The 19424-nt window shown below is 70.7% G+C and carries 21 protein-coding genes; 14 read left to right on the top strand and 7 right to left on the bottom strand.

Going from position 1 to position 19424, the window contains the following annotated elements; translation table 11 throughout:
* Positions 1–288 precede the first annotated feature (288 nt).
* From J8N05_RS15730 to J8N05_RS15755, 6 genes are all read left to right on the top strand, one after another.
* Entirely contained in the window at positions 289–1116 is an 828-nt protein-coding gene (locus J8N05_RS15730; RefSeq protein ID WP_247706292.1) for a metallophosphoesterase family protein, read from the top strand.
* A 161-nt stretch (positions 1117–1277) separates the two neighbouring features.
* Positions 1278–1799, top strand: coding sequence for an SRPBCC family protein (locus J8N05_RS15735; RefSeq protein ID WP_247706293.1), 522 nt, complete (start codon positions 1278–1280; stop codon positions 1797–1799).
* A gap of 43 nt (positions 1800–1842) precedes the next feature.
* The gene (locus J8N05_RS15740) at positions 1843–3045 is read left to right on the top strand and encodes an ArsA family ATPase (protein ID WP_210883368.1); all 1203 of its coding nucleotides are present in this window, start codon (positions 1843–1845) and stop codon (positions 3043–3045) included.
* A 58-nt stretch (positions 3046–3103) separates the two neighbouring features.
* Positions 3104–3640 (top strand): DUF5304 domain-containing protein, encoded by a 537-nt coding sequence (locus tag J8N05_RS15745; RefSeq protein ID WP_210883370.1) that lies wholly within the window; start codon positions 3104–3106, stop codon positions 3638–3640.
* A gap of 53 nt (positions 3641–3693) precedes the next feature.
* A complete protein-coding gene (locus J8N05_RS15750; RefSeq protein WP_107017445.1) occupies positions 3694–4647 on the top strand; it encodes an ROK family glucokinase in 954 nt (317 codons plus the stop codon).
* Between the two features lie 199 nt (positions 4648–4846).
* Entirely contained in the window at positions 4847–5623 is a 777-nt protein-coding gene (locus tag J8N05_RS15755; RefSeq protein WP_210883372.1) for an endonuclease/exonuclease/phosphatase family protein, read from the top strand.
* 41 nt (positions 5624–5664) lie between these two features.
* Here J8N05_RS15755 and J8N05_RS15760 read toward each other — a convergent pair whose 3' ends face one another.
* Both J8N05_RS15760 and J8N05_RS15765 read right to left on the bottom strand, forming a co-directional pair.
* Positions 5665–6357: a hypothetical protein gene (locus J8N05_RS15760; RefSeq protein ID WP_210883374.1), complete on the bottom strand. Its 693-nt coding sequence runs from the start codon at positions 6355–6357 to the stop codon at positions 5665–5667.
* Entirely contained in the window at positions 6350–7159 is an 810-nt protein-coding gene (locus J8N05_RS15765; RefSeq protein ID WP_210883376.1) for an alpha/beta hydrolase, read from the bottom strand. The genes J8N05_RS15760 and J8N05_RS15765 overlap by 8 nt, the downstream gene beginning before the upstream one ends.
* 173 nt (positions 7160–7332) lie before the next feature.
* On the opposite strand from J8N05_RS15765, the gene J8N05_RS15770 reads away from it, so the two are divergent.
* From J8N05_RS15770 to J8N05_RS15790, 5 genes are all read left to right on the top strand, one after another.
* Entirely contained in the window at positions 7333–8142 is an 810-nt protein-coding gene (locus J8N05_RS15770) for a lysophospholipid acyltransferase family protein (protein ID WP_210883378.1), read from the top strand.
* A 37-nt stretch (positions 8143–8179) separates the two neighbouring features.
* Positions 8180–9433 (top strand): MacS family sensor histidine kinase, encoded by a 1254-nt coding sequence (gene macS, locus J8N05_RS15775; RefSeq protein ID WP_210883380.1) that lies wholly within the window; start codon positions 8180–8182, stop codon positions 9431–9433.
* A gap of 68 nt (positions 9434–9501) precedes the next feature.
* On the top strand, positions 9502–10149 hold the full coding sequence (locus tag J8N05_RS15780) for a response regulator (protein WP_107017805.1): 648 nt from the start codon (positions 9502–9504) through the stop codon (positions 10147–10149).
* Between the two features lie 143 nt (positions 10150–10292).
* Positions 10293–11321 carry a 6-phosphofructokinase gene (locus J8N05_RS15785; protein ID WP_107017450.1) on the top strand — a complete coding sequence of 343 codons (1029 nt, stop codon included), beginning with the start codon at positions 10293–10295 and terminating at the stop codon, positions 11319–11321.
* A 267-nt stretch (positions 11322–11588) separates the two neighbouring features.
* A complete protein-coding gene (locus J8N05_RS15790) occupies positions 11589–12599 on the top strand; it encodes a 2-hydroxyacid dehydrogenase (protein WP_210883382.1) in 1011 nt (336 codons plus the stop codon).
* Here the strand turns inward: J8N05_RS15790 and J8N05_RS15795 are convergent.
* Both J8N05_RS15795 and J8N05_RS48120 read right to left on the bottom strand, forming a co-directional pair.
* Positions 12542–14437 (bottom strand): anthranilate synthase family protein, encoded by a 1896-nt coding sequence (locus tag J8N05_RS15795; RefSeq protein WP_210883384.1) that lies wholly within the window; start codon positions 14435–14437, stop codon positions 12542–12544. The genes J8N05_RS15790 and J8N05_RS15795 overlap by 58 nt on opposite strands.
* A gap of 137 nt (positions 14438–14574) precedes the next feature.
* Positions 14575–14637, bottom strand: coding sequence for a trp operon leader peptide (locus tag J8N05_RS48120; RefSeq protein ID WP_152776879.1), 63 nt, complete (start codon positions 14635–14637; stop codon positions 14575–14577).
* A gap of 142 nt (positions 14638–14779) precedes the next feature.
* Between J8N05_RS48120 and J8N05_RS15805 the strand changes: the two genes are divergently transcribed.
* Positions 14780–16132: a class II 3-deoxy-7-phosphoheptulonate synthase gene (locus tag J8N05_RS15805; RefSeq protein ID WP_210883389.1), complete on the top strand. Its 1353-nt coding sequence runs from the start codon at positions 14780–14782 to the stop codon at positions 16130–16132.
* A gap of 170 nt (positions 16133–16302) precedes the next feature.
* On the top strand, positions 16303–16548 hold the full coding sequence (locus J8N05_RS15810) for a (2Fe-2S)-binding protein (protein ID WP_407699911.1): 246 nt from the start codon (positions 16303–16305) through the stop codon (positions 16546–16548).
* Positions 16549–16626: 78 nt separating this feature from the next.
* Here J8N05_RS15810 and bfr read toward each other — a convergent pair whose 3' ends face one another.
* Complete coding sequence (gene bfr, locus J8N05_RS15815) at positions 16627–17106, bottom strand: bacterioferritin (RefSeq protein ID WP_210883391.1); 480 nt, start codon at positions 17104–17106, stop codon at positions 16627–16629.
* 184 nt (positions 17107–17290) lie between these two features.
* Between bfr and J8N05_RS15820 the strand changes: the two genes are divergently transcribed.
* Positions 17291–17923, top strand: a complete 633-nt coding sequence (locus tag J8N05_RS15820) for a sulfite oxidase-like oxidoreductase (RefSeq protein WP_210883392.1) — start codon at positions 17291–17293, stop codon at positions 17921–17923.
* Between the two features lie 60 nt (positions 17924–17983).
* Here J8N05_RS15820 and J8N05_RS15825 read toward each other — a convergent pair whose 3' ends face one another.
* Together J8N05_RS15825 and J8N05_RS15830 are read right to left on the bottom strand one after the other, a co-directional pair.
* Positions 17984–18442, bottom strand: coding sequence for a DUF4396 domain-containing protein (locus J8N05_RS15825; protein WP_210883393.1), 459 nt, complete (start codon positions 18440–18442; stop codon positions 17984–17986).
* 112 nt (positions 18443–18554) lie between these two features.
* Complete coding sequence (locus J8N05_RS15830; protein ID WP_210883394.1) at positions 18555–19424, bottom strand: deoxyribonuclease IV; 870 nt, start codon at positions 19422–19424, stop codon at positions 18555–18557.

The following is a 19424-nucleotide window of genomic DNA, read 5'->3' on the forward strand; positions in this document are numbered from 1 at the left end:
CTCCTCATAGGGCGCCGACGCCACGACTTCGTGTGATGCGACGGAGCGGTCCAAGGCTCGGGCAGGTGCTCCGGGAGTCGGTTGTTGAAACCCTGAGCACGACTGGACTGCCCGGACGTTACCCGCCGGTAGTGCCTCTACGACAGGGGGGTCCGGCGAGATGTTCCCCGCGTCACACGTGTTGGCGTTCCTTGGCGCAGAGTAGTCCAACCCGTTACTGACTGGGTAGTAACCGCAGGTCCGCCCGCGTCTACACACCTTTGCTCCACAGGCCTACCCTTGATCGCCATGGCAGGTACACAAGGCGGCGGCGACAGCGGCGGCGAGCGAGAGACCGCGGGGGCGTCCCCGAGAACCCGGATCCACGTCGTGAGCGACGTGCACGGCAACGCCCGTGACCTGGTCAAGGCGGGTGAGGGCGCGGACGCCCTGATCTGTCTGGGCGACCTAGTCCTCTTCATCGACTACGCCGACCACTCCCGCGGCATCTTCCCGGACCTCTTCGGCACCGAGAACACGGACCGGATCGTCGAGCTGCGCACCGCCCGCCGCTACGACGAGGCCCGGGCCCTGGGTGCCCGGCTGTGGGCGGGCGTCGACCGCGGCCCCGCCATCGAGAAGGCCGTACGCAAGCAGTACGCCGAACTCTTCGCCGCGTTCCCCACTCCGACGTACGCCACCTACGGCAACGTCGACATCCCGTCCCTCTGGTCGGAGTACGCCGGACCCGGCACCACCGTGCTCGACGGGCAGCGCGTCGAGATCGCCGGCCGCGTCTTCGGCTTCGTCGGCGGCGGACTGCGTACCCCCATGCGCACGCCGTACGAGATCAGCGACGAGGAGTACGCGGCGAAGATCGAGGCCGTCGGGGAGGTCGACGTGCTCTGCACCCACATCCCGCCCGAGGTGCCCGAGCTGGTCTACGACACGGTGGCGCGGCGCTTCGAGCGGGGCAGCCGGGCGCTGCTGGCCGCGATCCGGCGCACCAGGCCGCGTTACTCGCTCTTCGGGCACGTCCACCAGCCGCTCGCCCGGCGGATGCGGATCGGCGCCACGGAGTGCGTGAACGTGGGCCACTTCGCCGGGACGGGCAAGCCGTGGGCGCTGGAGTGGTGAGGGGCGCCGGGGCCACCGGCGGTCGCGGGGCCGGGGGCGGCGGGGCCTTCCCAGCGCGGTAGCGTTCACGCTGCGCACACAGGTAGAAAGCGTTCGTACCCCGCAGAAGCCTCGTGCCCGCAGAACCCCCTGTCCGGACCGCATCTGGAGGAGCCACAGCGATGGCGGAAAACACCAGTTCGAGTATCACGATCGAGGCGGCACCGGCCGACGTCATGGCGGTCATCGCCGACTTCGCCCGCTACCCCGACTGGACGGGCGAGGTGAAGGAGGCGCAGGTGCTCGCGACGGACGAGAAGGGCCGCGCCGAGCAGGTGCGTCTCGTCATGGACGCGGGCGCCATCAAGGACGACCAGACCCTGGGCTACACCTGGACCGGCGACCACGAGGTCTCCTGGACCCTGGTCAAGTCCCAGATGCTCCGCTCGCTCGACGGCTCGTACATCCTCAAGCCGGCCGGTCTGAGCGCCACCGAGGTCACCTACCGGCTGACCGTCGACGTCAAGATCCCGATGCTCGGCATGATCAAGCGCAAGGCGGAGAAGGTCATCATCGACCGCGCGCTGGCGGGCCTGAAGAAGCGCGTGGAGTCGGGCGACGCCGCCGAGGAGGCCGACAAGGCGGCCGGTGAGGAAGCGGAGTCGGGGGACGCCGGCAAGAAGGCGGGGCCGGGCGAGAAGTAGCGGCCCGTCGCGGGCGCCGCCGCACCACGTACCGTTCACCTCCATGCGCACCATCCTGATCACCGGCCCCGGCGGTTCCGGCCGCACCACCGTCGCCGCGGCCACCGCTCGGGAGGCCGCCCGCCGGGGCACCCGCACCCTGGTGCTCTCCGCGGACCGCACCGACACCCTCGGTGCCGCCCTGGGCGCTCCCACCGGCTCCGCGCCCGTCGAGGCCGCTCCCGGGCTCACCGCCTGGCGGCCGGACGCGGGCGAGAGCTTCCGGGCCGACCTCCTGGCCCTCCAGGAACAGGCCTCCACCGCCCTCGACCTGCTGGGCTCGGCCCGGCTGGACGCCGAGGAGCTCACCCCTCTGCCCGGCGCCGAGGAGCTCACCCTGCTCCGCGCCCTGCGCGACGCGGCCGCCGCGGACACCTTCGACCTGCTGGTCGTCGACCTGCCGCCGGTCGCCCAGGCACTCGCCCTGCTGGCCCTCCCGGAGCAGCTGCGCCGCTACCTGCGCCGTCTGCTGCCCGCGGAACGCCAGGCCGCCCGCGCTCTGCGCCCCGTCCTCGGCCGCCTGGCCGGCGTCCCCATGCCGACGGACCGGCTGTACGAGACGGCGGCCCGCTGGGACGTCGAACTGGCCGCGGTCCAACTGGCCGTCGAGGACCCGGCCACGACGGTACGGCTGGTCGCCGAGCCGGGACCCGCGGGCGCCGACGCCGTACGGTCGGCCGTCACCGGGCTCGCCCTGCGCGGTCTGCGCACCGACGCCCTGATCGGCAACCGCGTCCTGCCCGAGACGTCCCCCGACACCTGGCTGGCCGCCCTCGCCGTCCAGCAGCGCAAGTCCCTCGACGGATGGCGTGACGAGTGGGGCTCCGCCGGGACGTGCGCGGTGCACGAGGTGCCCCACCTCGGCCGCGACCCGCGCGGTGCCGAGGACCTGGCCCTGCTTCCCGTGCCCGTCCCCGAAACCGGTCCGGGCACCGCCGCTTGCCGACCCCTCGTGTGGCCCGTCGTCGACCGGCTCGCCGACGACGGCGTGCTCGTCTGGCACATCCCGCTGCCCGGCGCGATACGCGAGGAGCTGGACCTCGTACGCCGCGGGGACGAACTCGTCGTCACCGTCGGGCAGTTCCGCCGGATCGTCGCGCTCCCGTCCGCCCTGCGCCGCTGCGCGGTCGACGGTGCCTCCCTGCGCGAGGGCGAACTGCGTGTCCGGTTCACGCCCGACCCGGATCTGTGGCCACGGACACGGTGAACGGCCTACCCCGTTCGGGTAACGTCGAGAGACACAGAGCCGATGCTTGGAGTCCGCCATGAGCGATGAGCGCCCCACGTCCGACGCGGGGGAGGACGCGCTCGACCCGGTGCAGGACGGCACGGTGCGCGGCGAGGAGCGCGACGACCAGCGCGACGAGGTCCGGGCGACCGACGACGACGCCTGGGCGAAGGCGTGCGCCGAGGACCTCGCCGCCGAGAAGGCCCGCCGCCGCACCCAGTACGGCCAGCCGCCCGGCTCGGCCGCCGAGGAACTGCGCAAACTCGTCGACGCCGTCGCCGACAAGCTGTCCGGACTGCAGTCGCCCCTGCTCGGCGCGGTCGCGGGCGGCGCCGCCCAGCAGATGGTGAACCAGGTCGTGCAGCAGGCCAAGGCCGCCGTCGAGCCCGTCATCGAGCGCAACCCCGATGTGTTCGACCACCTCGCGAGCGCCGGCTCCGAGCTGCTCGCCGCGTACCGCTCCGCCGTCGAGGCGCAGGAGCGGCGCTGGACCGCCCGTGACACCGCCGCGCGCCCGCGGGACGAGGGCACCGGCAAGGGCACCGGTAGCGGTGAACACATCGACCTCGACTGAAGTCGCTCGGGTACGGTTGGCCATAGCGGGGCTCGACCGAAACTGAGGGATTCATGGGACTCACCATCGGCGTCGACATCGGCGGCACGAAGATCGCGGCCGGGGTGGTCGACGAGGAAGGCAACATCCTCTCGACCTTCAAGGTGCCGACCCCCACGACGCCGCAGGCGATCGTGGACGCGATCGCCGCGGCCGTCGAAGGCGCCAGGGCCGGGCACGAGATCGTCGGCGTGGGCATCGGTGCCGCCGGATACGTCAACCGGCAGCGCTCGACGGTCTATTTCGCGCCGAACATCGACTGGCGGCAGGAGCCCCTGAAGGAAGCGGTGGAGGCCCGGGTGGGCCTGCCGGTCGTGGTCGAGAACGACGCGAACGCGGCGGCCTGGGGCGAGTACAAGTTCGGCGCGGGCAAGGGGCACCGCAACGTCATCTGCATCACGCTCGGCACCGGCCTGGGCGGCGGCATCATCATCGGCAACAAGCTGCGCCGCGGGCACTTCGGGGTGGCCGCGGAGTTCGGGCACATCCGGATGGTCCCGGACGGCCTGCTGTGCGGCTGCGGCTCGCAGGGCTGCTGGGAGCAGTACGCGTCCGGCCGTGCGCTCGTCCGGTACGCGAAGCAGCGGGCCAACGCGACGCCGGAGAACGCGGACATCCTGCTGTCGCTGGGCGACGGCTCGCCCGACGGCATCGAGGGCAAGCACATCTCGATGGCGGCGCGGCAGGGCGACCCGGTGGCGGTGGACTCGTACCGCGAGCTGGCTCGCTGGGCGGGGGCCGGTCTCGCCGACCTGGCCTCGCTCTTCGACCCCTCCGCGTTCATCGTCGGCGGAGGTCTCTCCGACGAGGGCGAACTGGTCCTCGACCCGATCCGCAAGTCGTACAAGCGGTGGCTGGTGGGCGGGAACTGGCGTCCCGTCGCCGATGTGATCGCCGCGCAGCTGGGGAACGAGGCGGGGCTGGTGGGCGCGGCGGACCTGGCTCGCGAGCCCGACCCGATCATGTAGCGGATCGCTCCGTGGGGTGCGGGGACGTGCGTCGTCTGCGGCCGAGTGGGGGTCGCCCGCGCAGTTCCCCGCGCCCCTGAAAAGCGGGGCTGCGCCCCTGCCTTTCATCTTTTAGGGGCGCGGGGAACTGCGCGGCTAGCTCCCACCGGCCCGCGGGTGAACGACAAACCGGCACGCTCCAGCCGATACCTTGATCCCTATGTCGACCATTCCGGCAGGAAACCCGCTGCCCAGTTCCCGCACGGAGCCCGACGGTTCGGTCGTCGTCCGGGTCCTCAGTTACAACATCCGGTCCCTGCGGGACGACACCACCGCCCTCGCCCGGGTGATCGCCGCCTGCGAACCGGACCTGGTCCTCCTCCAGGAAGCCCCCCGCTTCTTCCGCTGGCGCAAGAAGCTGGCCCGCCTGGCGGCCGCCTCCGGCCAGGTCGTCCTCTCCGGCGGAGCCACCGCCTCCGGCCCCGCCCTCCTGTGCTCCCTGCGCGCCACGGTCGAACGCACCGAGGACGTGCTCCTGCCCCTCACCCCCGGCCTGCACCGGCGCGGCTTCGCGACCGCCGTCGTACGGTTCGGCGGGGCGGACGGCCCCCGCGTCGGCGTACTGAGCTGCCATCTCTCGCTCCAGAAGGACGAGCGCCAGGAGCAGGGTGCCCTGCTCCTGGACAGCCTCGCCGCCCTGGACACCCCGCACGCCATCGCGGGCGGCGACCTCAACGAGCGCCCGAGCGGCCGGACGTTCAAGCGCCTCGCGGCAGCGCTGCAGGACGGCTGGGCGGTGGCCCCCTGGGGCGGGGAGCACACCTCCACGCCGAGCGACCCGCACCAGCGCATCGACGCGCTCTTCGCCACCGCGGGCGTGGAGATCCTGGGCTGCGGCGTACCCCTGGACCAGCCCGGAGTGAGCGAGACGGACCTGAGGGCCGCCACGGACCATCTCCCGGTCCTGGCGGCCCTCAGAATCCCCAGCGCTCGATAAGGCCGGACGTCAGAAACGCCGGACGTCGGAAACGCCGGGCGTCAGACGACCGCGCCGCGCCCCGGATCGTCCTCGTCCTCCTCGTCGCCCCGCATCCGCCCCACCAGCGTGGCGAACCCGCCGAGGAAGCCGCCGATGCCCAGCGTGGCGAGGTACCACGTCATCTCCCACCCGAGCAGCACCGCGAGCAGCAGCAGCACCGGCCCGCCGATCACGCCCAGCCAGGCGAACTTGGCCGTGGCGTCGGCGGCGGGCAGCGGGGGCGGCTCGGGCGGCACGAAGTGGCCCTCGTCGTCCTCGTCGAAGTCCTCCTCGGCCGGTTCGGACACCGAGAAGTCACGGGGACCGGCGACACCGGGCGCGAACGCCACGGAACTGCCGAGCGGCTTCCCCGCGCCGGGCTCGTCCTTCGGGCCGGTCTTCGCATCGGTCTCCGGGTCGGCCTCGGGGCCCGTGGTGTCCGTACCGCCCTGCTTGCCCTTGGCGCCCTTGGGCGTCGCGGAGCTCTTGCCGCCGGAGTCGCCCGCGCCGCCGGCGTCGTTCGTCTCGGGCTCCAGGAGCGCCAGGTCCTCCACGGACTTGAAGGGCTTCGCGCCGGGCGGGTCCGGCGGTTCGTCGCCGTATCCGGCCACGATGGCCTCCCAGGCCGCGGTCTCGTCGAACGACGGGCCCTGCTCCCCGCCGGGCGCCGCGTCCTTCTCGTCGGGCTCGCGGTCCGCGTCGTGCTCAGCCACCAGTGGCCGTCCCTTCCTGCTGACTCGCCTGACCCGCGCCGGCCTCCTTGCCGGCACCGGGTGCGAGCCGGGAGACGAAGGCGAAGCTCTCCTCGAAGATCCGGTCCGCGTCGTGGTCCAACGTCGCGACGTGGTAGCTCTGTTCCAGAAGTATCTCCGTGACATCCACGGACGACACCCGACTGAGGATGCGGGCCGAGTCGGCGGGCGGCACGACATGGTCCTGCGGGCTGTGCAGGAGCAGCATCGGCTGGGTCACCTGCGGCAGTTCACCGTCGACCAGCCGGTAGAAGTTACGCATCGAGTGGGCCGCGTGCAGGGGCACCTTGTCGTAGCCGATCTCGATACCGCCGTCCTTGGCGATGTCGCTGGTGATGCCGTCCACCGTCCTGACGAAGTGACGGATCAATGGCAGTGCGTACGCCGCGAGGCCGTGCACCTTGTTCGCCGGGTTGACGACCACTGTGCCGCTGATCTCGTCGCCGTGCTTGGCGGCGAGCCGCAGGGTGAGCGCACCGCCCATGGAGAGGCCGAAGACGAAGACCTGTGAGCAGCGCTCGCGCAGGGCGCGCAGCTCGCGGTCCACTTCCGCGTACCAGTCCTGCCAGCCCGTGAGCTGCATGTCCTCCCAGCGGGTGCCGTGCCCGGGCAGCAGCGGCAGCGAGACGGTGAGACCGCGCTCGGCGAGATACTCCGCCCAGGGGCGCAGCGACTGCGGGGAACCGGTGAAGCCGTGGCAGAGGAGGACCCCGACCTCTCCCCCCTCATGGTGGAACGGCTCAGCTCCGGGAAGGACCGGCACCTTCGGTCTCCTGTTCGTTCAAGGGCGACGCGACGATCACCCCGAAGCTTCGAGGCGTACTTCACCGTACGCGACGGCACTGACACCGACCAGGGCCGTCGGGCCCATTGACGGTGCTCCGGGTTAAGGTCTGATCGACAGACACAGGAGGCACACGGGTGATCTACGGCGCAATGAAGTTTTCCATCGGAGGGCCCCTGAAGCTCGCCTTCAGGCCCTGGGTGGAAGGCCTCAGGAACATTCCCGCCGAGGGCCCGGCCATCCTGGCGAGCAACCACTTGTCGTTCTCGGACTCGTTCTTCCTCCCCGCGGTCCTCGACCGCAAGGTCACCTTCATCGCGAAGGCGGAGTACTTCACCACGCCCGGCGTCAAGGGCCGGATGACCGCCGCCTTCTTCAAGGGCGTCGGCCAGCTGCCGGTGGACCGTTCCGGCGGCCGGGGCGCGGGCGAGGCGGCGGTCAGGAGCGGGATCGACGTCGTCGAGCGCGGCGAGCTCTTCGGTATCTACCCGGAGGGCACCCGCTCGCCCGACGGCCGCCTCTACCGGGGCAAGCCCGGCGGACTCGCGCGCGTGGCGCTGGCCACCGGGGCGCCCGTCATCCCGGTCGCCATGATCGACACCGAGAAGATCCAGCCGCCCGGCAAGGTGATGCCCAAGCTGATGCGCCCGGGCATCCGCATCGGGGAACCGCTGGACTTCAGCCGCTACAGCGGCATGGAGCACGACCGTTTCGTGCTGCGCGCGGTGACCGACGAGGTCATGTACGAAATCATGAAGCTCTCCGGACAGGAGTACGTCGACATCTACGCGACGGCCGCCAAGCGGCAGATCGCGGAGGCGGCGAAGGCACAGAAGCAGGCCCAGAAGGAAGCACAGAAGGAAGCACAGAAGGACGTTCAGAAGGACGTCCAGAAGGAAGCCGACCGGGCGCGCGAGGCAGGGGACCAGGAGCGGGCCGACAAGGAGCAGACCGGCTCGTAGACCTGGACGCGGCCGCGGGGGATGGGGTACTGGGGACATGGCCAAGCGCGAGAGAGTCATGAGGATGTCGGTCGAGCAGCCGCTGTGGCGCGCGCTCACGGGGTACCGCGTCCTGACGCTGTTCTACGCGATCGGTCTCTTCGTGGCGAAGAACGACGAGTTCGTCCGCCCCGAAGTGGCCATCGGCTACTACGTGCTGCTCGCCGCCTGGACCTTCGCCACCCTGCCCAAGGTGGCCAACGCGCAGAGCTGCACCAAGCCCTTCCTCGCCGCCGATCTGACCGTCGCCCTCACCGGCATCCTGCTCACCCCGGTCGCGGACGCCCACGAGCGGATCGTGGCGGGCGGCCCGACCCTCCCCTCGATATGGACCGCGGGCGCGGTGCTGGCGTTCGCCATCAAGGGCGGCTGGCGCTGGGCGGCCTTCGCCTCGGCGCTCGTCGGCGTCGCCAACGTCCTGCAGCGCGGCGCGCTCAGCGAGGACACCCTCCACAACGTGCTGCTGGTCTGGGTCGCCTCCATCGCCATCGGATACGTCGTCGAGGTCGCCCGCGCCTCCGAGCGCACCCTGGCCCGCGCCCTGGAGATCGAGGCGGCGACCCGCGAACGCGAGCGGCTCGCCCGTGACATCCACGACGGTGTCCTACAGGTGCTGGCCATGGTGCAGCGGCGCGGCTCCGCGATCGGCGGGGAGGCCGCCGACCTGGGCCGTCTTGCCGGCGAGCAGGAGGTCGCGCTGCGCACCCTGGTCTCCGGCGGACTCGTACCCGTCTCGCGGCTCTCCGAGGACGAGGCCGAAGGCGCCGTCGTACGCACGGTGGACGAGCCGGACCCGCAGGACGACCTGGCCCCCTGTGATCTGCGCCCGCTGCTCGCCCCGTACGCCACCGCGAAGGTGACGTTCTCCGAACCGGGCACACCGGTGGCGCTCCCGGCCGGGGCCGCGAGGGAACTGGCCGCGGCGGTCGGCGCGGCCCTCGACAACGTCCACCGCCACGCGGGCGAGGACGCCCGGGCCTGGATCCTGGTCGAGGACGAGCCGGACGAGGTGATCGTGACCGTACGGGACGACGGCCCCGGCATCCCCGAGGGCCGGCTCGCCCAGGCCGAGGGGGAGGGGCGCCTCGGGGTGGCCCTGTCGATCCGGGGACGGCTGCGCGAGATCGGTGGCACCGCCGAACTGATCTCGGTGCCGGGCCAGGGCACGGAAGTGGAACTGAAGGTACCGAAGCAGGCACCGAAGGCCCCGAAGGGGCCCAAGGGCACACGGGGGAAGGCGGAAAAGGCATGACCGAGGGACAGGGACCGGGACGGGGAGAGGCAACGGAGCAGGGGCAGGGACAGGGCCCGATCAGGGTCATGGTGGTCGACGACCATCCCATGTGGCGCGACGCCGTCGCCCGGGACCTCGCCGAGTCCGGGTTCGACGTGGTCGCGACCGCGGGCGACGGCGAGCAGGCGGTGCGCCGGGCCCAGGCCGCCGGACCCGACGTCCTCGTGCTGGACCTGAACCTGCCCGCCAAACCCGGTGTGCAGGTCTGCAAGGAACTCGTCGGCCTCAACCCCGCGCTGCGCGTGCTGGTCCTCTCCGCGAGCGGCGAGCACGCCGACGTCCTGGAGGCGGTCAAGTCCGGCGCCACCGGCTATCTGCTCAAGTCGGCCTCCACGGAGGAGCTGATCGACGCGGTGCGTCGCACGGCCGTCGGCGACCCCGTCTTCACCCCGGGCCTCGCGGGCCTGGTCCTGGGCGAGTACCGCAGACTCGCCTCCGACCCCGGTCCCGCCACCGGCGGCGACGAGCCGAGGGCCCCGCAGCTCACCGACCGGGAGACCGAGGTGCTCCGGCTGGTGGCCAAGGGCCTGAGCTACAAGCAGATCGCCGAGCGTCTCGTGATCTCCCACCGCACCGTGCAGAACCACGTCCAGAACACCCTGGGCAAGCTCCAGTTGCACAACCGCGTGGAGTTGGTGCGCTATGCCATAGAGCGGGGCCTCGACGACGCGTAAACCCACCGATACACACCAACGAGTGATGACGGGTGATCAACTCCCGCACATTGCATCGGAATTGACCTTCCGCCCTCTCCTGGAGTGACCTGGATCACTATTAGCGTGAGTTCCATCAGCCAACCATGGCGAAGGGACTTTCCATGCGGGTCGGAGTACTGACCGGAGGCGGCGACTGCCCCGGGCTCAACGCCGTCATCCGGGGCATCGTCCGCAAGGGCGTGCAGGAGTACGGCTATGACTTCACCGGCTTCCGGGACGGCTGGAGGGGTCCGCTGGAAGGCGACTTCGTCCGGCTCGACATTCCCGCCGTGCGGGGCATCCTGCCCCGCGGCGGCACCATCCTCGGCTCCTCGCGCACCAACCCCCTCAAGGCCGAGAACGGCATCCGCCGGATCAAGGAGAACCTCGCCAAGTGCGAGGTCGACGCCCTGATCGCGATCGGCGGGGAGGACACCCTCGGGGTCGCCGCGCGTCTCACCGACGAGTACGGGGTGCCCGTCGTCGGCGTACCGAAGACCATCGACAACGACCTGTCCGCCACCGACTACACCTTCGGCTTCGACACCGCCGTCGGGATCGCGACCGAGGCGATCGACCGGCTGCACACCACCGCGGAATCGCACATGCGCGTACTGGTGTGCGAGGTGATGGGGCGGCACGCGGGCTGGATCGCGCTCCACTCGGGACTCGCCGGCGGCGCGAACGTCATCCTCATCCCGGAGCAGCGCTTCGACGTCGACCAGGTGTGCGCCTGGGTGACCTCGCGCTTCAAGGCCTCGTACGCGCCGATCGTGGTCGTCGCGGAGGGGGCGATGCCCAAGGACGGCGACATGGTCCTCAAGGACGGGTCGCTGGACTCCTTCGGGCATGTGCGGCTGTCGGGTGTGGGGGAGTGGCTGTCCAAGGAGATCGAGCGGCGTACGGGGAAGGAGGCGCGGACGACCGTTCTCGGGCATGTGCAGCGAGGTGGTACTCCCAGTGCGTTCGACCGGTGGCTGGCCACGCGGTTCGGGCTGCATGCGATCGAGGCCGTGCGGGACGGGGACTTCGGCAAGATGGTCGCGCTCCAGGGGACCGACATCGTGCGCGTCCCGATCGCGGAGGCGACGGCCCGCCTGAAGACGGTGGATCCACGACTGTACGAGGAGGTCGGCGTCTTCTTCGGCTGACTTTCCCTCGCCCCCGCCGCCCCTACCCGTTCCCGTCCACGCATGGGGCTGCGCCCCTCGCCCCCTTATCGCGCTTCGCGCTCGTCCTCAAACGCCGGACGGGCTGAATCGTTTTCAGCCCGTCCGGCGTTTGAGGACCGGGGGTTCGGGGGCTGGCCCCCGAGTCGTGGACGGGAACGGGTAGGGGCGGCGGGGGCGAGAACCGGTCGGGGTTCGTATATTCGGCGGGGTACGCCAACAAACACCCGCCAACCCCCGGAGGGCCCCGTGGAGATCCTCGCCTTCGGCGTCCAGGCCGATGAGAAGCCCCTCCTCGAAGAGGCCTTCCGGGCGGAGGGCCACCACGGCGTCCGCTGCCTGGACGTCTTCCTCAACGAGGACACCGCCCCCATCGCCGCCGGCTACGAGACCGTCTCCACCAGCGTCAACTGCGAACTGGGCAGCCCCGTCCTGCAGACCCTCGCGACCGGCGGCACCCAGCTGGTCGCCCAGCGCTCCACCGGCTTCAACAACATCGACCTCCAGGTCGCCGAACGCCTCGGCATGACGGTCGCCCGGGTCTCGTACTACTCGCCGCACTCCGTCGCCGAGTTCGCCTGGACCCTCGCCATGGCCGTCAACCGCCGCATTGTCCGCGCCTCCAACCGCACACGCGACTTCGACTTCCGGCTCGACGGGCTGATGGGCCGCGACCTGCACGGCCGCACCGCGGGCATCCTCGGCACCGGCAAGATCGGCGAGGCGTTCACCCGTATCGCCCATGGCTTCGGGATGAACCTGCTCGGCTGGGACGCCGCCGAGAACCCCGCCTGCGTGGAACTGGGCATGAAGTACGTGTCCAAGGAGCGGCTCCTCGCCGAGTCCGACCTCGTCAGCCTGCACGTACCGCTGCTGCCCGAGACCCAGCACCTGATCGACGCCGCCGCCCTGCGCACGATGAGGGACGACGCGATCCTGGTGAACTCCAGCCGCGGCGGCCTCATCGACAGCCGGGCCCTCGTCGCCGAACTGCGCGCCGGCCGCTTCACCGGCGTCGGCCTCGACGTGTACGAGGCCGAGGCCGGACTCTTCTTCCTCGACAAGTCGCTCGAAGTGGTGGACGACGACACCCTGGCCCGCCTGGTCACGTTCCCGAACGTCGTCGTCACCTCCCACCAGGCGTACTACACCGTGGACGCGGTCGGCCAGATCATCGGGACCACGGTGCGCAACGTCCTGGACTACCTGGCGGGCCGCCGCTCCGAGAACGTGCTGGTGCCCGCCCCGGCCCGTACCTGAACCAGCAGCTCCCGTACGACGTCCGTGCCGCGCAGGGTCAGTACCGACTCGGGGTGGAACTGCACCCCGGCGAAGCCCGGCCCGCGCAGCGCGTGCACCTCCTGGCCCCGGCTTCTGGCGACCTCCACGCCGTGGGCCGCCAGTTCGAGCGCGGCCTCGTCGTCGCAGCGCGCCACGAAGCTGTTGTAGAAACCGACGGTCTCGGTCCGCCCGAACAGCTCGATGTCCGTCTGGGCGCCCTGGTACGGAATCTCCTTGCGCACGGTCTCCAGACCCAGCTCCGCCGCGATCAGCTCATGGCCCAGGCACACACCCAGGACGCCGTGCCGGTGCCCGCGCAGCACCTCCGCGGTGAGGCCGCGCAGGAAGGCCATCTTCGGGTCCGCCAGGTCGGACGGATCGCCGGGGCCGGGGCCCAGCACCAGCGGGCCCTCATGGGCGAGGACGGCCTCCCGCAGGCCCGCCTCGTCGTACCGCCGCACGGTCACCGCGAGTCCGCACGAGCGCAGCAGATGCGCGAGCATCGCCGTGAAGGTGTCCTCCCCGTCCACGACGAGCGCATGGCCCGACAGCTCGGCGGACGGCTCCTGCATCCGCAGCCAGAACGGCGCCAGCGAGGCCCGCCGCCCGTCGAGCGCCGCCCGCACCCGCGGATCGTCCGCGAGGGGCGCCCGCGCCTTCTCCCCGCCCGGCCGCCCGGGGCGTACGCCGAGAGCGGCCAGTACGCCCGCCGCCTTCGCGTGCGTCTCCGCGACCTCGCCCGCCGGATCGGACCCGCGCACGAGCGTCGCGCCCACCGGTACGCGCAGCCGTCCGCCGCCGTCGATGTCGGCGGTCCGGATGAGGATGGGGGAGTCGAGGGTCTGGGCGCCGCCCGGGTCGCGCCCGATGAGGGCGAGGGCCCCGGCGTAGTAGCCGCGTCCGCCGACCTCGTGCCGCTCGATCACCCGGCACGCGTTCTGCACCGGCGACCCGGTGACGGTCGCGGCGAACATGGTCTCCTTCAGCACCTCGCGCACGTCCAGCGACGATCTGCCGCGCAGCTCGTACTCGGTGTGCGCGAGATGGGCCATCTCCTTGAGCCGCGGCCCGATCACGACCCCGCCCATGTCACCGACCGTGCACATCATCTTGAGCTCCTCGTCGACGACCATCGAGAGCTCCTCGATCTCCTTGCCGTCGGCCAGGAACTCCAGCAGGTCCTCGGGCGTCGGCCCCTCGGCGGGATAGCGGTACGTCCCGCTGATCGGGTTCATCACGACGGTCCCGCCGGACATCCGCACATGCACCTCGGGGCTCGCCCCGACCAGCGTCCGCTCCCCGGTGTGCACGACGAACGTCCAGTACGCCCCCCGCTCGCCCACCAGCAGCCGCCGGAAGAGCGCCAGCGCGTCGGACCGTCCGAACCCGGGGACCGACCCCTCGTACGTCCGCCGGATGACGAAGTTCGCGCCCTCGCCTCGCCCGATCTCCTCCCGCAGCACCCGCCCGACGATCCGCGCGTACTCCTCGTCCGCGACGTCGAAGCCGCCGTCCTCGACCCGCACGTCGTGCGCGGGCAGCTCCGCCAGCACCTGCTCCAGGGAGAACTCGTACGACTCCTCCGGGACGAGCACCGACAGGGGGGTGCCGTCGTCGTGGACGTCGAAGCCGCGCTCGCGGATCTGGCGGTACGGGACGAGGGCGAGGCCCTCGGGGAGGTCGGCCAGCCGCTCGTGCTCCGTGACGGGGCCGAGCAGCAGCTCGACGGTGTCGGCCTTCTCGGCGGGGCGGCCCGGCGTGCGGCGGCGCAGCAGGGCGAACGGGCGGGGATCGTCCAGCAGATCGAGCAGGTTCATGGGTCCCTGTTCCTTCTCGGCGTCTCGGCTTCTCGGCGGATGAGAGGTGGGCGAGAGGTCGTGAGGAACGGTCCCGGTCGCGAAAACACCGAAGGCCGCCCCTCGGGCGGCCTTCGCGAAGTCTTGCGTACGCGCAGTCAGTGGGCCGCCGGGTGAGCGGTCCACCACCAGTTCTGGTTCTGGGTCGGATGCGCGAACATGCGCCGCACCCTACCCCACGCCGGATCCGCCGCAGGATCGGTCCGGACGGTGGCCGGTTCGCGGCGCTTCGATCGAGCGCGATCCGTCTCAATTGATGAGCATGGGGAGGGATGCCCGACACGACCCCGTAATGTTGACGCCGTGACCGTGAACGCTAAGTCCAGCGCGAGCGCTGGCAACACCTGGCGAGACCTGCCCGCGGCGCAGCAGCCCGAGTACCCCGATGCCGAGGCTCTGCGCGAAGTGATCGCGGACCTTGAGTCGTATCCGCCGCTCGTCTTCGCCGGCGAGTGCGACCAGCTGCGCGCCCGGTTGGGAGCTGTCGCCAAGGGCGAGGCGTTCCTTCTCCAGGGCGGCGACTGCGCCGAGGCCTTCGACGCCGTGTCCGCCGACCACATCCGCAACAAGCTCAAGACCCTGCTCCAGATGGGCGCCGTCCTCACGTACGCGGCGTCCGTGCCGGTCGTGAAGGTCGGCCGGATCGCCGGCCAGTACTCCAAGCCGCGCTCCAAGAACACCGAGACCCGCGACGGCGTGACCCTGCCGACATACCGCGGCGACTCGGTCAACGGCTTCGACTTCAACGAGAAGGCCCGGGTCCCGGACCCCGAGCGGCTGAAGCGGATGTACAACGCCTCCGCCTCCACGCTCAACCTGGTCCGCGCCTTCACCACCGGCGGCTACGCCGACCTGCGCCAGGTGCACGCCTGGAACCAGGACTTCGTACGGACCTCGCCGTCCGGTCAGCGCTACGAGCAGCTGGCGCGCGAGATCGACCAGGCGCTGCACTTCATGAACGCCTGCGGGGCGGACCCCGAGGAGTTCAGGACCGTCGAGTTCTACGCCTCCCACGAGGCGCTGCTCCTCGACTACGAGTCGGCGCTGACCAGGGTCGACTCCCGCACCGGGCACCTGTACGACGTCTCCGGCCACATGGTGTGGATCGGTGAGCGCACCCGGCAGCTGGACGGCGCGCACATCGAGTTCGCCTCGAAGATCCGCAACCCGATCGGGATCAAGCTGGGCCCGACGACCACGGCCGAGGACGCGCTGCAGTACATCGAGCGGCTCGACCCGGAGCGCGAGCCGGGCCGGCTGACCTTCATCGTCCGGATGGGCGCCGACAAGGTCCGCGACAAGCTGCCCGAGCTGGTCGAGAAGGTGACCGCCTCGGGCGCGACCGTCGCCTGGATCACCGACCCGATGCACGGCAACACCTACGAGGCGGCCTCCGGTCACAAGACCCGCCGCTTCGACGACGTGCTCGACGAGGTCAAGGGCTTCTTCGAGGTCCACAAGGGCCTCGGCACGCACCCGGGCGGCATCCACGTCGAGCTCACCGGTGACGACGTCACCGAGTGCGTGGGCGGCGGCGACGAGATCTTCGTCGACGACCTGCACCAGCGCTACGAGACGGCCTGCGACCCCCGGCTGAACCGCAGCCAGTCGCTCGACCTGGCATTCCTGGTCGCGGAGATGTACCGGGACCAGTAGCGGACCAGCAGCTGTTCCGGCTGTTACAGGCGTGTGCGGTGGGGCGCGGATCACAAACGATCCGCGCCCCACCGCACTTTTGCGGCTCGGACTCGGCGGGTAAGGTTAGGTTAGCCTCACCGATCCTCGGGATGGCACGACCTACGAATCCCGTCGGGAGGTGGAACCGCGTGTTCGTCTGCAACTGCTTCGGAGTGACCGAGGCACAGGTGAAGAAGCACGCGGCGGACGGCGCCTGCACCCCCCGGCAGATAGCGTCCGCCTGCAAGGCGGGCACCGACTGCGGATCCTGCGTCCGGCGCATCCAGGCACTGCTGGGCCGGGGCGCCCTCCCCGGCCGGGACGCGGCCAAGCGGGACATGCCGGCGCTCGTGGAAGCGGGTCGCCGCGAGGGGCGGCTGGACGAGGCGGCCTAGCCCGTCCGGCCCCGGCTCCGTCACGGCTCTGTTCCGTCCCGGGTTTCCGAAGTTCTCGGGCTCCCCGACTCCCTGGTCCTAGCTCTCCGGCTGCTCGATGAGCTGTGCGATATAGAGCGCCTCGCCGAGCTTCTCCACCAGCTCCAGCTGGGTGTCCAGATAGTCGATGTGGTGCTCCTCGTCGGCGAGGATCGACTCGAAGATGTTCGCGGACGTGACATCGCCCTTGGCCCGCATCAGGTCGATGCCGCGCCGGAGCCGGTCGATCGCCTCGACCTCGACCTGGCGGTCCGCCTGGAACATCTCGGTGACCGTCTGGCCGACCCGGACGTGGAAGAGCCGCTGGTAGTTCGGCAGGCCGTCCAGGAAGAGGATGCGGTCGGTCAGCAGCTCCGCGTGCTTCATCTCGTCGAAGGACTCGTGCCGCGTGTACTTCGCCAGCTTCGTCCAGCCGAAGTTCTCCTGCATCTTCGCGTGCAGGAAGTACTGGTTGATCGCGGTGAGCTCGGCGGTCAGCTGCTCGTTGAGGAATTCGAGAACCTCGGGGTCGCCCTGCATCGCGAAGGCTCCTTCCAGGCGTGGGGAACTGGTGGGTTGCGCCGCATGATTGCACCGGCGTTGAAGATCGTCCAGTAAGTGCATGCTTAGTAAGTAAGTACTGGCTTAGTCCCAGTTGTCGCGATTGACCGAGTGGGTGCGGACCTGGTCATGTCCACCTTTCCGGGTCTGTCAGGATGGAGTCATGGGTCAGCCGGTGGGTCGTGAATCTGGGGAAGCAGCGCAGTCGGAGCTTCCGCCGGGGCAGCGACTGCAGCGGGGCTGGCCGGTCACGCACTACGGGCCCGTACCCAAGTTCCGCCCCGAGCGCTGGGAGTTCAGGATCTTCGGCGCCACCGCCGACAGCGAGAAGTACTGCTGGACCCACGACGAGTTCACCGCACTGCCGTACGCGACGGTCGTGGCCGATCTGCACTGCGTCACCAAGTTCAGCATGATCGGCGCGGAGTGGGGCGGGGTGCCGACCAGGACGATCCTGGAGATCGCCCCGCCGGCGCCCGCCGTCACCCATGTCATGGTCTGGGCGGAGTACGGCTTCAGTTCGAATCTGCGCCTCGACGACTTCGCGTCCGAGCGCTCGATCTTCGCCACCCACAAGGACGGCGAACTGCTCACCGCGGAGCACGGCTTCCCGCTGCGTCTCGTCGTGCCGCAGTTGTACGCCTGGAAGGGCCCCAAGTGGGTCCGCGGCGTGGAGTACATGACGGCCGACCGCCGCGGCTTCTGGGAGGAGCGCGGCTATCACAACGTCGGCGACCCCTGGCGCGAGCAGCGCTACTCCTACCAGGAGGAGCCCGGGGACGGCCCCGAGCTCTGACCGTCCGGGCTCCCGTCCGTTCCGGTTTCCGCCCGCCCTGGCTTCCGCTGTTTCGCCTGGTCAGTGGTGGTACTGGTGCACCACGGCGTGACCCTTGCCGCGGCCGATCATCCACTTGTTGACCGGCGTCGTGACCACGAACGCGGCGGCCAGCGCGATCGCCAGCACCCACCAGAACAGCGCGTCCCCGAGCCCGGCGTCCATCGCGCCCGGCCAGACGACGATCACGCCGTTGTCGATCAGCTCCATCACGGCGATGGAGAGCGTGTCCGCGGCGAACGCGACCCGGATCGCGGCCCTGAGGTCGACACCCGCCTTCAGGACGCCGCGCAGGGTGAGCGCGTAACCGAAGAAGAAGGCCAGGGCGATCGCCAGGACCAGTGTCGGCACGGAACCCCAGCCGAGCGCGGTGCCGATCACCATGCCGAGCACCTCGCCGATGGCGCATCCGGTGAGGCAGTGCAGAGTGGCCCTCACGGCCATGGACCAGCTCGCGTGCGGGTGTCCGTCGTGCTGCATCAGAGCCCCCAACGGTGAGTGACGGTTCCTGTCCCAGGATCGGAACCATATACCCCCCGGGGGTATTCCCTCAAGGGAGTTCACCCGCCGGGGGGGAGCGGGGTGTGTCCGCTCAGCCGTCCCTGAGCTTCTTCAGACGCTCCACGTCCGCCGCGTGCCCCTCCTTGCCACCGGGCGTCTCGATGACCAGCGGTACGCCCTCGGTGGCGGGGTGGGTCATCAGGGCGCGGAACGGGTCCTCGCCGATGTGACCGGCGCCGATGTTCTCGTGGCGGTCCTTGTGGGCGCCCGCCACGTCCTTGGAGTCGTTGGCGTGGATCAGCTTCAGCCGGCCCTCGCCGACCGTGTCCACCAGCAGATCGAGGGTCTGGTGCATCCCGCTGGGCCCGGTGAGGTCGTGGCCCGCGGCGAAGATGTGGCACGTGTCCAGGCAGACACCGAGCTTGGGATGGGAATCGAGCGCCTCGAAGTACGGCCCGAAGTCCCAGGTCCGCGAGCAGAGCGAGGAACCCTGGCCGGCGGTCGACTCCAGGAGCAGGAACGGGTCGTCGTCGTGGGTCAGCTCGTCGAGCAGCGGCAGCAGACGCTCGCGCACCTGCCGGAGCGCCACCGAGCGCTCCCGGCCGCCGGTCGCCGAGCCCGTGTGCACGACCACGCCCAGCGCCCCGATCGCCCGCCCCCGGCGCAGCGAGTGCCGCAGCGACTCCACCGACTTCTCCACCGTCGCCTCGGTGTGCGAACCGAAGTTGATCAGATAGGGCGCGTGGACGTACGCGGGAATGGACTCCTCGGCGCAGGCGGCGCGGAACTGCTCGTCCTGGGCCGGGTTCCCGGGCGGTGTCGCCCAGCCGCGCGGGTTGGCGACGAAGACCTGGACGGTCTCGGCGGCCAGCTCACGCGCGTACGAGAGGCCGACGGAGGCGAGGCCTCCGGCGACGGGGACATGGCCGCCGACGGGGTTGCGGGACTGCTGAGTGCTCAC

It is taken from the genome of Streptomyces liliiviolaceus, from assembly GCF_018070025.1.
GTDB lineage: Bacteria > Actinomycetota > Actinomycetes > Streptomycetales > Streptomycetaceae > Streptomyces > Streptomyces liliiviolaceus.